At 41.6% G+C, this 15059-nt stretch carries 12 protein-coding genes; 2 read left to right on the top strand and 10 right to left on the bottom strand.

The genetic code is table 11. The features are described from left to right. Window positions 1-15 precede the first annotated feature (15 nt). Window positions 16-1371, bottom strand: a complete 1356-nt coding sequence (locus MKY99_RS06120) for a glucose-6-phosphate isomerase (RefSeq protein ID WP_042185583.1) — start codon at window positions 1369-1371, stop codon at window positions 16-18. Window positions 1372-1605: 234 nt separating this feature from the next. On the opposite strand from MKY99_RS06120, the gene MKY99_RS06115 reads away from it, so the two are divergent. Then, window positions 1606-2505, top strand: a complete 900-nt coding sequence (locus MKY99_RS06115; protein ID WP_339269316.1) for an NAD(P)-dependent oxidoreductase — start codon at window positions 1606-1608, stop codon at window positions 2503-2505. A gap of 189 nt (window positions 2506-2694) precedes the next feature. On the opposite strand, the gene MKY99_RS06110 is transcribed toward MKY99_RS06115, so the two are convergent. Both MKY99_RS06110 and tkt read right to left on the bottom strand, forming a co-directional pair. Continuing rightward, the gene (locus MKY99_RS06110) at window positions 2695-3012 is read right to left on the bottom strand and encodes a pyrimidine/purine nucleoside phosphorylase (protein ID WP_042185578.1); all 318 of its coding nucleotides are present in this window, start codon (window positions 3010-3012) and stop codon (window positions 2695-2697) included. A 33-nt stretch (window positions 3013-3045) separates the two neighbouring features. Further along, complete coding sequence (gene tkt / locus MKY99_RS06105; RefSeq protein WP_339269314.1) at window positions 3046-5088, bottom strand: transketolase; 2043 nt, start codon at window positions 5086-5088, stop codon at window positions 3046-3048. Between the two features lie 302 nt (window positions 5089-5390). On the opposite strand from tkt, the gene MKY99_RS06100 reads away from it, so the two are divergent. Then, window positions 5391-6023 (top strand): hypothetical protein, encoded by a 633-nt coding sequence (locus tag MKY99_RS06100; protein ID WP_042124922.1) that lies wholly within the window; start codon window positions 5391-5393, stop codon window positions 6021-6023. Between the two features lie 66 nt (window positions 6024-6089). On the opposite strand, the gene MKY99_RS06095 is transcribed toward MKY99_RS06100, so the two are convergent. From MKY99_RS06095 to MKY99_RS06065, 7 genes are all read right to left on the bottom strand, one after another. Then, on the bottom strand, window positions 6090-6869 hold the full coding sequence (locus MKY99_RS06095; protein ID WP_339245651.1) for a GNAT family N-acetyltransferase: 780 nt from the start codon (window positions 6867-6869) through the stop codon (window positions 6090-6092). Window positions 6870-6964: 95 nt separating this feature from the next. Then, window positions 6965-10795 carry a hypothetical protein gene (locus MKY99_RS06090; protein WP_339269312.1) on the bottom strand — a complete coding sequence of 1277 codons (3831 nt, stop codon included), beginning with the start codon at window positions 10793-10795 and terminating at the stop codon, window positions 6965-6967. 13 nt (window positions 10796-10808) lie between these two features. After that, entirely contained in the window at window positions 10809-13079 is a 2271-nt protein-coding gene (locus MKY99_RS06085) for a PKD domain-containing protein (protein ID WP_339269311.1), read from the bottom strand. 3 nt (window positions 13080-13082) lie between these two features. After that, a complete protein-coding gene (locus MKY99_RS06080) occupies window positions 13083-13748 on the bottom strand; it encodes a hypothetical protein (RefSeq protein ID WP_339269309.1) in 666 nt (221 codons plus the stop codon). A 34-nt stretch (window positions 13749-13782) separates the two neighbouring features. Then, a complete protein-coding gene (locus MKY99_RS06075) occupies window positions 13783-14280 on the bottom strand; it encodes a hypothetical protein (protein WP_339269308.1) in 498 nt (165 codons plus the stop codon). Window positions 14281-14300: 20 nt separating this feature from the next. Beyond that, entirely contained in the window at window positions 14301-14681 is a 381-nt protein-coding gene (locus MKY99_RS06070; protein ID WP_339269306.1) for a hypothetical protein, read from the bottom strand. A 166-nt stretch (window positions 14682-14847) separates the two neighbouring features. Continuing rightward, window positions 14848-15057 (bottom strand): hypothetical protein, encoded by a 210-nt coding sequence (locus tag MKY99_RS06065; protein WP_042185565.1) that lies wholly within the window; start codon window positions 15055-15057, stop codon window positions 14848-14850. Window positions 15058-15059 lie beyond the last annotated feature (2 nt).

Below are 15059 nucleotides of genomic sequence, written 5' to 3'. Positions count from 1 at the left end.
ATTACTGCTGCAATACTATTCTGTAAGTCTTGCTTCCAGCTCTGCTTTTTCTTTTTCGTAACCCGGTTTGCCAAGCAGCGCAAACATATTCTTCTTGTATGCTTCAACGCCTGGTTGGTCGAATGGGTTAACACCTAGCAGGTAACCGCTGATGCCGCAAGCTTTTTCAAAGAAGTAAACCAAATAACCAAATGTGTATGGTGTTTGATCAGGAATAGTAACGATAAGGTTAGGTACTTGACCATCTGTATGCGCAAGCATTGTACCTTGGAAAGCCTTCTTATTTACGAAATCCATAGTCTTTCCTGTTAAGAAGTTCAAGCCATCCAGATCATCTGGATCATTCTCAATGGTCACATGATGAGCCACTTGATCTACTTGGATTACCGTTTCAAAGATATTACGGTTACCTTCTTGGATAAATTGACCCATGGAGTGTAGATCCGTAGAGAAATCAACGGAAGAAGGATAAATTCCTTTGAAATCCTTACCTTCGCTCTCGCCAAACAATTGTTTCCACCACTCCGATACAAAGTGTAAGGAAGGCTCATAGTTAACGAGAATTTCAGTTGTCTTACCTTTGCGATACAGAGCATTACGAACTGCAGCATATTGATAAGCTTGGTTAGTAGCTACATCTGGATTATTGAACTCATCCGCAGCGGCAGCAGCACCTTGCATCATCTCTTCAATGTTAATACCTGCTACAGCGATTGGAAGCAAGCCTACGGGTGTCAATACGGAGTAACGTCCGCCTACATCGTCTGGAATGATGAAGGATTCATAACCTTCTTCAGTAGCCAATTTCTTAAGGGCACCTTTTTCCTTGTCTGTAGTAGCGTAAATACGTTTGCGAGCTTCTTCTTTACCATATTTCTTCTCCAGAGCTGCGCGGAAAATGCGGAAAGCAATGGCTGGCTCAGTCGTAGTTCCTGATTTGGAGATTACGTTCACGGAGAAGTCTTTGCCTTCTACTAAATCAAGCAAATGCGTGATGTATGTAGAACTGATGTTATTACCAGCGAAATAAACTTCTGGAGTTTTGCGCTTATCTTTAGAAAGGTTATTGTAAAAAGAATGCGAGAGCGCTTCAATCGCTGCGCGTGCTCCCAGATAAGAACCACCAATACCAATTACAATCAGTACTTCGGAATCGCTCTGGATCTTCTTTGCGGCTTGCTGAATGCGTGCGAATTCTTCCTTATCATAAGCTGATGGAAGATCAATCCATCCAAGATAGTCGGAACCTACACCAGTCTTATTATGCAACTGTTCGTGCGCTAACTTAACTGGAGCGGCAAGGTTGTCAATTTCTTGTTGGTTGAAGAAAGTAAGGGCTTTGGTGTAGTCAAAATTAATCTTCTTAGACATCGGTAATGGAAACCTCCTGTTTATCTCTTTAAATTTGAAACCGCTTGTTACAACTTTATAATTAGGATACTTTAATTTGCCTTGACTGGCAAGGTCTTAGGGCACATCCCGGGCTTTAGAACCAAGTTTTCGAAAGTTTCATGGAAGCGTTTCCCGCATCATTAGGCATGGCTGAGCTGTGGTGCTAGCCTAAGTGCCATGATAGAATGAAGAAAACGGAAGGTGGCTATACAAATGAAACAAATCGGTTTTATCGGACTTGGAACAATGGGAGCGCCAATGGCTTCCAACTTGCTTCGTGGCGGCTTTCAGGTGACGGTGTATAACCGTACAGCAGCTAAATGTAAACCTCTTGAAGCAGGGGGTGCCCAGACTGCCCTTACGCCACGTGCCGCCGCTGAAGGTAAGGATGTTATTATTACCATGATCAGTAATGATGATTCGGTTCGTGAAGTGTTTTATGGTCAGGATGGTATTCTTGATGCACTTAAGCCAGGCGGCTTAATTATTGATTCCAGCACAATTTCTCCAGGACTAGTTCACGAAATTGCCACTGCTGTAGAAGCTCGAGGTGGACATTTCCTTGACGCGCCAGTGACCGGAAGCAAGCCGGCAGCTATTGAAGGAACCTTGGTGTTCATGGTTGGCGGCAGTGCTGAAGTTATAGAACAGCATCGCGATATCTTCGATACTTTGGGCAAAAAGCTGATACATATGGGTGAGAACGGCAGTGGTGCTGTAGCCAAGCTGGCTCATAATGCTATGGTCGGCATTCACAACGTTGCCCTGGCTGAAGGATTCGCTATCGCTGTAAAATCAGGTGTTCCAGCTGACAAGTTCCTTGAACTAGTGCAGCTTGGTTCTGCGGGTAGCAAACAAGCAGAGCTTAAAGGCCGTAAAATCATAGAAAATGATTTCAGCAATCAGTTCTCCCTTGCATTAATGTTAAAGGATTTGAAGTTAGCCTCCGCCCACAGCGATTTCACAGGCGTCCCTTCTCCAATGCTGGGACTAGCTAAAAGCATGTTCCAAGCTGGGTTTACCCAAGGCTATGGCGACGAAGACCTCTCCGCTGTAGTGAAATGCTATGAAGAGTGGATCGGACAAAAAATGGGTTCTACTGTATCCGAATAACATTTCACTTACTCATGACCGTTTCCACATGATTTCCAATGTGAGAGGCGGTCTTTTTTAACGAATTAATTACTTATGTAGTAAAATTACACGAACGTTTGTTTGCATTAATAATACTAAATCATTCTTTGTAGTGCAAGAAAAAAAAGAAAAAGCCCTGCTTTTCAGCAGAGCTTTCTAGTTATCTCTTTATAGAACCGGGTAAGAACAGCAATAATCAGTTACTTCAAATACTTCCAACGCAAATTTTGAGTTGCCAGGGACATTGAACGTTGCCGCTCCCTTAATCTCCTGCCATACCTCAGTGCCGGGAAGCAGCACTTTAAGATCGCCGGACAGAATCTCCATAATTTCAGGACCATCCGTACCAAATTCATATACACCAGGCAACATGATACCAAGGGTGACCTTAGTTCCATCCTGCAAAATTACCGTACGGCTTGTTACTTGTCCGCCATAATATACATTGGCTGCTTTTTCAATCGTTGCGTTGTTAAACTGACTCATTACTTGTTCTCCCCCTAATGATTATTCAGTTAATTACAGAAGTGCTTTCACACGGCTAACTACGTTCTCAACAGTAAAGCCGTATTCTTTCATTACTCTGTCTCCAGGTGCGGAAGCCCCGAAAGTAGTGATGCCGAGGATATCGCCTTGATCACCAGTGTAACGTTCCCAGCCAAAGGTTTGTGCCATTTCGATTGCAAGACGAGCCTTAACTCCTGGAAGAATTACGGAATCACGGTATTCTTTATCTTGTTTTTCGAACAGATCCCAGCTTGGCAAGCTGATTACACGAACATCGATACCTTCTTCAGCCAAAGCAGCTTGTGCTTTAACAGCCAATTGTACCTCAGAACCAGTAGCGATCAGTTGTGCTTGTGGAGTGCCATTCTTGGAATCAGAAACAACATAACCACCACGTTTGATGTTTTCACGAACGCCATCAACTGTTCCAGCAAGAATTGGCAAGTTTTGACGAGTCAGAACCAAAGCAACTGGATTCTCTTTGTTTTCCATAGCATAAGCCCATGCTGCAGAAGTTTCGTTAGCATCAGCCGGACGAATAACAGTCAGACCTGGGATGATACGCAGGGAAGCCAATTGTTCGATTGGTTCATGCGTAGGACCATCTTCACCAACTGCAATACTGTCATGTGTCAGTACATAGGTTACTGGCAATTTCATGATCGAAGCCAAACGGATGGCTGGACGCAGGTAGTCTGTGAACACGAAGAATGTTCCTCCGAATACTTTAAGACCCGTGTGCAGTGCAATACCGTTCATTGCAGCAGCCATACCAAACTCACGTACGCCGAAGTAGATGTTGCGGCCATCATAAGATTCTGGTGTGAACGATGTCAAACCATTCAAATGTGTCATAGTGGAGCTTTCCAAGTCAGCAGAACCACCCACAAGCTGAGGAACGCCAGCAGTCAGACCGTTAAGCGCACTACCGGAAGCTACACGAGTCGATACTGCCTTATCTTCAGTAGTGTAAGTTGGGAGGTTAGCATCCCAGCCTTCTGGAAGATCGCCGTTGATTACTGTTTCGAACTGTGCAGCAAGCTCTGGATATGCTTTTTTGTAAGCTGCGAATTTGTCATCCCAAGCTTTGTTAGCTGCGATTCCGTTTTTCTTCACTTCTGCAAAATGAGCACGCACTTCGTCAGGTACATAGAAATCTTCTTCGTATACCCATTTGTAGAAATCTTTGGTAAGCTTAGCTTCTTCTGCTCCAAGTGGGGAACCGTGAGTACCGCCATGGCCGCCTTTACCTTGTTTGTTAGGGCTACCATAACCAATTACAGTTTTCACTTCGATCAAAGTCGGTTTGCTAGTCTCATCTTGAGCTTCAGCAATCGCTTTGGCAATAGCCGGAAGATCATTTCCGTCTTCAACGCGAAGTACTTGCCAACCATAAGCATCAAAACGTTGAGCCACGTTCTCGGAGAAGGAAAGGTTCAATTTACCATCAAGGGAAATATCATTTGAATCATACAATACAACCAATTTACCTAGTTTCAAATGACCAGCGAGTGAAGCGGACTCGGAAGAGATCCCTTCCATCAGGTCACCATCACCACAAATAGCGTAAGTATAGTGGTCAACCACTTTATGTTCATCTTTGTTGTAGGTAGCTCCCAATTGAGCTTCAGCCATAGCCATACCAACAGCCATACCAATACCTTGTCCAAGTGGACCTGTTGTTGCATCGACACCAGCGGTGTGACCTACTTCTGGGTGACCCGGAGTCAAGCTGCCCCATTGACGGAAATTTTTCAATTCTTCCATAGGAAGATCATAACCACTAAGGTGCAACAAGCTGTACAGAAGCATAGAACCATGTCCTGCGGACAATACAAAACGGTCACGGTTTACCCATGTTGGATGATCAGGGTTGTGTTTCATTGTTTTTGCAAACAATTGGTAGCCCATTGGTGCAGAACCCATTGGCATACCTGGGTGGCCGGAGTTTGCTTTTTCAATGGCGTCAATCGCCAAAGTACGAATCGTTGTAATGGACAGGTTATCTACAGTTGAGTTTTCTTCCTTTTGAATCGCTTGTTCTTGTTCACTCATTTAATAGTTCCTCCTCTGAAATCTCAAGAATGTCATTTTGACTCTTATTGTATCATTAGTGTGGAAGCAATTCCAATTGTTTTTAAAAACTCTTTATTTGAACAGCTTATCTTTTGCAATATCGACGTATTTATATACACACAAGAACTATGAGACAAGCCAGAATTGCACTAGTCTATGGTCTAGTTTTTAATTGCGACTAAAGATTGTTTTACAATGCTCAAATATACAGTAAGATGGAGTTAGTTAAGCATAATTTTCATTCATTACCCAACATTTCCTAGTGGAAAGGAACTTTGAACATGAGTTCGAATAAGGACATCTTTATTGTGCTTACCGGTACAGGTACGGCCTTTAGTGGTTTTATTAAGTGGTTTACAAAAGCCGATCTGAATCATGCTTCGATCGCCTTTGACTGTGAACTGCGGGAGGTATACAGCTTCGGAAGAAAAAAAATGCACAATCCATTTGTGGCAGGACTAATCCAGGAGAACTTTATCGACCCTTTTTATAGCAGTGCTAATTGTTCCATCTATCAGTTGCGTGTTAGCGCTGAGGAATACGATACGATGTACAATCACGTCCAAGGGATGATGCAAAATCAGGAGCGTTATAAATACCATCTTTTAGGACTAATCGGTGTGCTTCTGAATATTAAAATCGATAGAGAAAATGCTTATTTTTGTTCCCATTTCGTTGCCTCTTTATTTGAAGAAACTGCAGTTCAGCCTGTGAATAAGCCTTCCTGCTTCGTTACACCGGAAGATTTCGCGCTTTCACTCTGTGCACATAAGATTTTTACTGGCAAGCTATCCTATTATTTACGTAGAGCTCAGAGAGCCTCTGCGCGCCCATCCTCTTTACCATTACATACTACTTCGGTTGCCGCACGAATGATGCGAATGAATGAAGACCGGACTGAAGGGGTCGTATAAAAGGTTCTATGCTTGTGAAAAAGGACTAAGCGGATTTAAATCCGCTTAGTCCTTTTTCATTAACCATCAAATAACAAATTGGACCATGTACTGTTTGCACATAAGCTCAAAGCCGATGGATTGATATAGAGAAATTGCGCCTACATTTTCCTCAAGGACATTCAAATACACGTTAGAGGTAACCCTTCCCCCCGCTCGGGTAAGCTCGGCACAGATCTTTTTCCCGTAGCCTTGCCTTCTCCATCTTACATCCGTTCCGATGTTCCCCAATTCAACGTAATCTTCGCTATAAATATGGTATCCACCTACCGCAATCAGCTCATGTTGTTCCATCACACCATAGAACGGATACTGTAATTCTTCTTTTGAGAACGCCATTGTATCTAAATCGGCCATTTTCGACTCAATGAGTTCAAAATAAGGGGGACCCAAATGTAAAACGCTTGTATCCACCGGTGGTAACGCTTCTTGATGGATATGCTTCATTAGAAGCAGTTTTTTGGGTGACTTAACAAGTTCAAGCTGTGAAGCGAGTACAGCCATAACTTCTTCATTCACGATTACATTACCGACAGCATTGTCAGGTAAACTCAATTGATCTTTCATAAATGCAAGCACGGACCGGAGACAGAATGACTTCTCCACAGGGAATACGGAAAACGCATAGAACGAAAGCCCTCTAAAAAAAGCCAATACGCCGAGCAGCTCCCCCTGCTCTGTAAACTGTCCATAGTGTACCGTATTATGCTTACGAGCTGTAAGGTATGAATAGTATAAAAAGTGCTGTTCCCTATTAATCGAACTCAAGATTGATTTCATTTCCGCTGGTGTTAACTCTCGAATCATGTCCCCTACCCCTATCAATGTTTGATACAATGCTTCAACATTAACATGATCCTGTGAAGTCACGCAAAAAAGATAGGGTGATATAGGCTCCTACTCTACTTAATTCGATGACTCTGGAAATACTCCGACCAATCCGATGATATAACAACGGTAACTGTATCCGTTTTGGTGTTATACGCATTCTGAGCCGTAAAGGTAAAAGTAACAGGGCCATCTTGTAGCTTTTCAAAAGAGCTATCGTACATTTCACCTGTCCAGAAGGTTTTATCGTCGTTAGTTGGGCTGAGCTGCGTAGTGAACCCTCCGTTCATGGTTACTTGGACAGTATCTGGGAGACCTGTTGCTGTACCTTGCAGAACAAAACGTTCTCCTGCCCAAAATACGTTGTATCCTCTTGGACTCTCCTCATTGCCGCTCTTTTTCAGATTGTAGCCTTTACGATTGTTGTTCCACTCTTCGGTGTGCTTAACACCACCTTTAATACTCAGTAGATTCACCATGAAGTATTTACGTGGAGAGATATTGCTCCAGTTGTAACCATCAAAGACTTCCACTTCAACGGCATATTTTTCATTCTCAATCAGTGAACCGACTGGAATCTGCCATTGCTTAGCGCTTGATACTTGTTCGCCGGATTGGACCTTGATTGCACCAGTGGCCAAGTTAATAATTCGCACCTTATAACGTTGCTGCATATCTCCGTCCTCATCTTGATAATCCCATTTAATGATCGGTGTAAGTGTACTTGCGATCGTTGGTTTTGACGAGTCCGTACTGGTTGGATACGTAATATTAACTGTTGGAATTCTATTCACAACTGTTATACTATGGGATATTTCACGGTACAGCCCCAGAGAATCCGTTACAAGCTGTCTAAAGGTGAATACACCATTACTACTAAACTGCTTCGTAAAGTCCTTTTGAATGCTTGCTAGGGCTTCTGTTCCACTTGATGGTTTTAAGAAATACTTGTGGCTTATTGTATCTCCTTTTGGTTCGTCCGGATCAGAGGCGGTACTCTTAATGTTCAGAACGTCCGTCCGGTAGATCGGTACCTTAGTCGCATCTTTACCAGTATCTGTGATCATAGTGAATCCCGGATTAGGTGCGTTATCGATGATGAATGTTTTTTCATTTGATACATCTGACCATGAAAATTTGGAGTATGCCCGACTTTTCACTGTAAAGTATTCAAACCGTTCAAATGTATTATTTGGGATTTGATATTGTCTGAGTAGGCCAGTAGGATCTGGATTTTCTACAGTGGAAACTAATAGATCATCCTTCGTAAAAAACTCTAATCTATATTTCTCCTGTGGATCATTTTCTGGATCTGCGTATGTCCACTTAATTAATGGATCGCCTTGGTCTGAGTCAATCACAGATGGGTTCGAAGCTGTACCTGAAGGACTAGTTAAAGTCATAGAAGGTGCCAAATTCTCTTTTACTTGGACTTGCAATCCAGCGATATTCGACTTATCTCCTATTTGATCGATTGCCCAATGTTCTAACGTATATACCCCTGGATCTGAGAAAGTAAGCGTAATATCCCGAGTGAGATATGATTTCATTTCACCAGTACTGTTCGTTACTTTCCAGTAGTATTCTAACGAGCCTTGATCTGATGTATCCTCATCGATATCTCCTGATGTAAATTGTTTCGTATCATACTGATTTACGGATGAAGGTCCGTTAATCTTAGCGACAGGAACATGATTCTTAACCATAAATGTACGCGTCGCATAAGAGCTTAACCTTCCATCAGAGGCTGTGAGCTGCATTTCCCAACCATCAGAAATGGCCTTTTTATGTGAGATACCGTTACGATTTATAAGATCACGAATGGTCATTGATTGATAACGGTTGTTTCCTGCCCAGTAGTAAGGAGAATCATTAAATTTTGCATTCCAGGCATAAGATAAAACATCTCCATCTTCATCCGGATCTGGTGTTAAGTTATCCATTGTGATGATCGTGTCGCGGTATATTTCGTTAGGCATTGTAAATGCTGCAGCCGGTGGATGATTAACTACCTGTACATTTTGACTGTACCAATCCGACCACAATCCACGATTATCATGTACTTGTAGATTGAGTTGATAGTTCCCTTCACCGAATGATGCGATATTCGGCGGTGTTGTCGCTCCACCCCAATGTTCCCATACTTTATTCCATCCGTCTTTGATTACAGTCCAGTAATATACATCTAATGGATCATTATCTGGATCGAAAGATTTGTCTGTAATGGTCGTAGATTTACGATAGGAAACGATATTCGGATCAACGGTAAATAACGCAACGGGTGGTAGATTAACAGCAGCATTCCCCACAGTACGTTGACACCAATCGCTCCATACACCGACTCCATTATCTCCATCCACATCACGGACTCTTAAACGTATATCGTAACTGTCCTTTTCAAAAACTCCCCCAGGCGGCTGCCCGTCGATCCACATCTCATCTACACTCTTTTTATATTGCCATTGCCACTGCATAATCCCTTTATCAGAACTTGTAATATGATCTAAATCGTAGGACGTATCTGTTAATTGAACATTTCCGTTGATAAGCCTTGCTGAAAAAAGCGCTATTGGCTTGCGATGGACTTTAAAGCTCATCGTAGATGCGGCATCTTTACTCCACATCTGATATTCAGCAAAGCGAGCATCCTGTTTCGGTATATCCTTAGCTTGATAACTCACTACATATTGTCCGGTATACGGAAATGAAGTGTAAAGGCTCGTCCTCCATAGTCCCGAATCCCCTATAATCCCCATTGAGTTATCAAAGTAGTTCGGATCGTGATCATATCTCACTCGATCAGCGTACTTAGCATCCCACTCATAATCTTCGTAGGTGGTACCGCTATTCTCTATTGGACTATTAACGAGAACAAAAGCGTTTCGCTTCAGTCTGTTTGTAACTTTAAAGGTCATACTCGCGGATTCTGACATATTTGAAGGATCTGCTACTTTTACAGTCATCGTATAATCGCCCGGCGGGATCGAATCAGCCACAGCGTCTACAGGGATAGAGAAATACTGATACCCTTTCGTTTGGGATACTACCGTCTTCCTATAAAATACATTTGGTATCTCAGCACTTACGATAAGATCATCATTATCTGGATCGTGAACATATCCCTCGATGTTAAGTGTGTTGCGTCCAGGCTCGTTCTGCAGGACTTGATTATTAGGTGTATTTAACGAAATGGTAGGTGGACTATTAGGTATCAAAGGAAATACTCTCTGAAAACTCCAACCAATATACGGCCCTCCATATCCTTTATCTGGACTATATCCACCAAATGGGTCCTGTTGACCTGCACCAAAACTGTAATTAATAACTAATCCTTTTGGAAGTTCACCGTAACTTAAATTCCCTATATAGTTGTAGTAAGGAACATCTGTCACAAGATTAAATGTATGATCGAATGTATTCTCGTCAAACGGTCCATCAAAAAAGCTCCTATACAATGGGGTCCAATTGGTATTTGGATTTGACCAGTGGCTCGGACAATTATATTGGTAGACTGGTAAATCTAATGGTGCCCCCTCTGGTATTGCCGCCACACAGAGATCCGCTCGAACAACACGTCTATCTAGAGCACTGTTTGAACGATACAAGTTTACTCCTACAGTCAATGTTGCATCTGAACTAATATCAAATGTTAGTTGCTTAGTGGTACGATTATATTTAATATTCGTTAGCTTTTGGTTATTTATTGTCCCACGCATAGTACCATAGTTCCAACCAGCGTCATAAAAATCACCATCAGCAGGTATATTTATATCTTTATACGTGATGAAATTTGGATCACCCGTCGCAGCCTCTGCTGTCTGAAGATACACTCCCTGACTCGGGAAAACTCCGAATAGGATAGTGATTATAATTACTAGTGAAAGTATTTCTTTTGTCTTCTTCATTTAAGCACCTCTCCTACCAGGACCAATCAACTTCTGGCGCTCGATTTTTCACTTCTACAATCCGTGAGCTTAACTTTTGTCCATCTGAATTTGTAGATTTCCGATCAGCTTCTGTCACAAACTCATCAATAGTTGGTTGACCAAACTCTTCAAACACAGTAAGTCGGACTTCATATTTCCCTACCTCGCTCAGCTCTAAATTTAAGCGATCTTTGTTCTCATTACTGAAGGTCACCCATGCTTCTCCGCTAAAACTCCCGTCATTATTAGAATCATAGCGATACTCCCAGAGTCTCCGACCCACTACATCTTTATCAGGTGAATAGGATATATCATCCAATGAAACCACCGCTTTATTACCGTAATCAGGACTTCGATATACCACTCCAGGCAGAGTAAAATAGTTGTACGGCGCTTCATCTGGCACAATATCAAAAGTAATCTCATCATTATCAGAATACCCAAGCGTATTTTCCACATAAATCGTAGCCTTATATTTTCCAGCTTTTTTAAATAAGATGTCTTTGCTTTCAAGTTCAGATAATGTACCACTATATTTAATATCTGCGTTCGTACCACCAGATACAGCAGTGATGGTAACTCGTGTTTTCGATGGTATTAACGGAAAGCGTGTTGGACTCTGGCTTCTATTAAACAATGTCGTTTTACGATTTTGTTTAAGTATTCCTTCTATATTTAAAATTGCTGCTGGCTTCGGCTCAATGACGGTAACTTCTGTACTTGTACTACCTATTTGTCCATCATTGTCAACGACTGTGAGAGCTATAGGAAATGTCTCTCCAACTTGCTCTATGGTATACCATACATACCCCCTTGGGACATTTCCGATTTCTCCCTGCGCTCCAGATGTGCTCCAAGCATAATCAGTGATATATCCATCCGGATCATAGGAAGCATTTCCACTAACGAGCATATCAGACCCTGCTTTTATGTATCTAGCTGTTGATATTCTTGCAATAGGTGGCTTTCCTTCAGGTTCTGTTGGAATAGTTGGATTTGGAGGAAAAGTAACTTGAGGATTGTTTTTATAAACACCTGCTGAAATCTGTAGAGGCTGTTCCAGAGAGGTAATGGTTCCACTCTTTGTGACGATTGGCTTTTTAAAGCGGACGAGAACGGTTAAAGCATATTCCTGAGTAAAATATTCGCCCGTTACACTCGACTTTTTGATCTCAAAATCAAATAAAGTACTTACGTTAAATGTCTTTGCAGACTCCTTTTTCGTTTTGAGTGTGTTGTTCCTGTCTTTCTCTTTAGCATAGAACACCCACTCATCAATGTTTGAAGCATCATTGTAGCCTTGCAGCTGCCCCATTAATGAAATTTGTACGGGTTCGTCTTTATCTCCCAATTTTGTTGGATTGGGATTAGGTTTATTTAGAGTTACCGTACCGGTAAGTGTGGGTTCTGTAGGGAGAGTGTAATCAAAGGAGACATTCCCACTATATTTGTACGTAGTTACATTAGCAGAGGCTGTGTAGGAGTAATACAAAAAAGTCTTATATCTTCTTCCTAAGGCATTACCTCCCTTGCCAAAACTTTCACTGACTTCTTCAGAATCGTAATCTACAAGATCTTTATCTAAGCTGTAATAGATTACAAAGCTGTTCTTATTTACGATATTATGATTAACATACGTTGGTGGAAGATTCTTAATATCCGTATCCACAATAATCCGAACGGTTGACTCAATTATGGCAGAAGGATCAATAACTGCGTTCACACTACCGTTGTACCATTTGATTCCACTTCTAGATGCATCGGATTTCGTCACTACAGTTATCTTCGGTGGATCCATCGATGGGAATTCCCACCCTGTTCCATTTCGATCATTATGTTTTTGAGTATTATTGTTTGGGTCCCACTCGTTAATTTGCCAACGTCTACCGTCAGAGTATCTCCAAATAGAATTACCAGGATTAGTATAAAATTTTGTTGTGAAAGAGGCATTATAACCCGTTAGATTATCAATCCTTTCTTTCTTCTCCATACCTTTCAAGGTCAATTTTATTTTTCCATTCTCTATCGAAAGATTCATTTTTTGATTGGTACCGTTATATTTTAATGAAGATGTTAAAATTGAAGAACTAGACACCCCACTTGGGATATCTAGATAATATGTTTTCTGACTATTTGAAGAGCCAATCAAAGTCTCAGTTGGTATGGATACGGTTTTACTCATTGAATCTGCAGCTTCAGTAGATTCAGGTATAAAGGAAAGGACTAAAGAAAGGATTAGTAAAGTTAAATATATCTTTTTCATTTTTTATTCCCCTTGACGTTTTACAATCGTTTTTTCTTCAAAAGCACCACCGTAATATATGATAATAGACATATCTTTAAAATCCTCTAGCGCTCCAAACATCTGATACGTTGATAATTTCTTACCTGGATCAATCTTCCAATTCCAAAGAGCTTCCTTACTGTTAATTTCATCAGCTTTAAGCTTTGGCATTGAAGGGGTAAGTATTGAACCGTTCACATTAATAACCCATTTCATTGCCGGACTTTTCGAGGTAAGTTGTACTATATTTTTACTATTATTTGTAATAGTTATTTTAGTCCAAACCATGTACTTGGTATCCCCCAAAGTCACCTTCTCACGATATCCATACTTTTTAATTAATTCCTGAGCATCTTTGGATTTCACATCATAAACCATCAATTTCTCCAGCGTATAACTCAGACCTCCAGCGCTGATAGTCACAGGCAGCTCCAAGTCTTTCTTCAATCCAAATTTACTCAGATTATCCCTCATAATAGGCACTGGCGTTGCTATAGGTTTCACGGTTGCTGTGGGTACCGCGGATGTGGTTGGCTTAGCCGTAACTACTGGTGTAACCGTTTCCGCATTTACAACCACTCCCTGCCCCAAAACCACACTAAATAACATTGCCGCTACCAAAGTCGCCTCTACAACTCTCTTCTTCATCCCAAATCTCTCCCTAGTCTCAATTGAATTTTTCCTACTTATTGAACTTATACTCCTGAACTGCTGGTACTCTGATTGGCTCTTGTGTTTTGGCTCTGGAGATCAGCAGCGGATGTTCCGTCTCAATGACGGCAATAACCGAGGGACCCTCTATGTATTTGGTAATGCCATGTTCACTATCCTCGTATAAAAGTGGAAAAGTCACTCCGTCCGAATCATCAACAATATCAAACTTCACAATCTTTACTTGATTCTTAAAACGGCTGCCTACTTGGGGAGAAAGGCCGTTATCAAGCCCAAGATTCGCCTGCAAGGCATGTTGAAAAGTATCGTAAGCAAGCGCGGGATCGATAATTAGACGACCTCGTGTGAGTTCAGTTTCATCTAATTCCTGCGCGGCATCATGAACAGCAATATTGTTTGCATCTTTTAGCATGCTGCGCAGCATGTCCCACTCCTGATTCTGGATCTGAAAGAACCAGGAGTAGATAAAGATCAGTAGGACAAATGCCAGCTTAATAATGTAATCCATAAATTAGGCTCATCCCTTAATCAATCGAGATATTCACTCATAATTGACCCATGTCCATAATATCGGGTCGGCTGCGAAACCCCGGAAAAGTTATACGGAAACAAATTTATCCGTGGTGCTGTTACATACACATCAATTCGTTGCTTGCGTTCTTGAATGGTATCTGTACTGCTCGTAATTTCTATAGAATCCTCTGAGAACCCAATCGCCTTCAGATTTGAAATCACTTCGTTCCGCATAGACGCTGTGACCATCCCCTCCGTTGCAGCTTTTTGTGTGATGTAGGATGTATTAGCTTTGACCTGTAAATCTAGCAGATAATCAATATAGGTGAATATGGGCTGCAGGATAATAAACAGGACAAGCCACATGAATAATGCCCGGAGGACGGTCTCCTTCAATAGAAACGCCTCCTTCTAATATTGTTCTACTTGCTTAGTATGTGTGATGATATCGTCTTGACTGCTGCCAATGATATGCGTGGCTACTGTGATAAACATCCCTGCGATTACAAAGCCAATAGCCAGAAACATTGCTATGGAGATAGAGTCTTTTTTCATAATCGAATTAAACCGAAGGTTGGGTTAAGACCCGAGCAGTTGCCGTTTGGCTGGAATCCAGCGGTTGAATAAATGTCACACCCGGAATCGTCGGTTTGTTATCATCCGTAGCATCAATTACATCTCGAACTACAGGAATCAAAACGGCAATTACGATGGCCACACATAAAAATCCGATAGCAATAAACAAACCTGTAGAAATAGCGTCCTTTTTCATTG

Source organism: Paenibacillus sp. FSL R5-0470 (genome assembly GCF_037975205.1).
Taxonomy (GTDB): domain Bacteria; phylum Bacillota; class Bacilli; order Paenibacillales; family Paenibacillaceae; genus Paenibacillus_AQ.
The sequence above is the reverse complement of the archived record's forward strand: the minus strand, read 5'-3'. Positions and strand labels throughout refer to the sequence as shown.

Coding starts and splice junctions, on each gene's coding strand:
- MKY99_RS06100 (WP_042124922.1), top strand. CDS start 5,391: ATGAGTTCGAATAAGGACATCTTTATTGTGCTTACCGGTACAGGTACG.
- MKY99_RS06075 (WP_339269308.1), bottom strand. CDS start 14,280: ATGGATTACATTATTAAGCTGGCATTTGTCCTACTGATCTTTATCTAC.
- MKY99_RS06115 (WP_339269316.1), top strand. CDS start 1,606: ATGAAACAAATCGGTTTTATCGGACTTGGAACAATGGGAGCGCCAATG.
- MKY99_RS06120 (WP_042185583.1), bottom strand. CDS start 1,371: ATGTCTAAGAAGATTAATTTTGACTACACCAAAGCCCTTACTTTCTTC.
- MKY99_RS06065 (WP_042185565.1), bottom strand. CDS start 15,057: ATGAAAAAGGACGCTATTTCTACAGGTTTGTTTATTGCTATCGGATTT.
- MKY99_RS06090 (WP_339269312.1), bottom strand. CDS start 10,795: ATGAAGAAGACAAAAGAAATACTTTCACTAGTAATTATAATCACTATC.
- MKY99_RS06095 (WP_339245651.1), bottom strand. CDS start 6,869: ATGATTCGAGAGTTAACACCAGCGGAAATGAAATCAATCTTGAGTTCG.
- tkt (WP_339269314.1), bottom strand. CDS start 5,088: ATGAGTGAACAAGAACAAGCGATTCAAAAGGAAGAAAACTCAACTGTA.
- MKY99_RS06080 (WP_339269309.1), bottom strand. CDS start 13,748: ATGAAGAAGAGAGTTGTAGAGGCGACTTTGGTAGCGGCAATGTTATTT.
- MKY99_RS06085 (WP_339269311.1), bottom strand. CDS start 13,079: ATGAAAAAGATATATTTAACTTTACTAATCCTTTCTTTAGTCCTTTCC.
- MKY99_RS06110 (WP_042185578.1), bottom strand. CDS start 3,012: ATGAGTCAGTTTAACAACGCAACGATTGAAAAAGCAGCCAATGTATAT.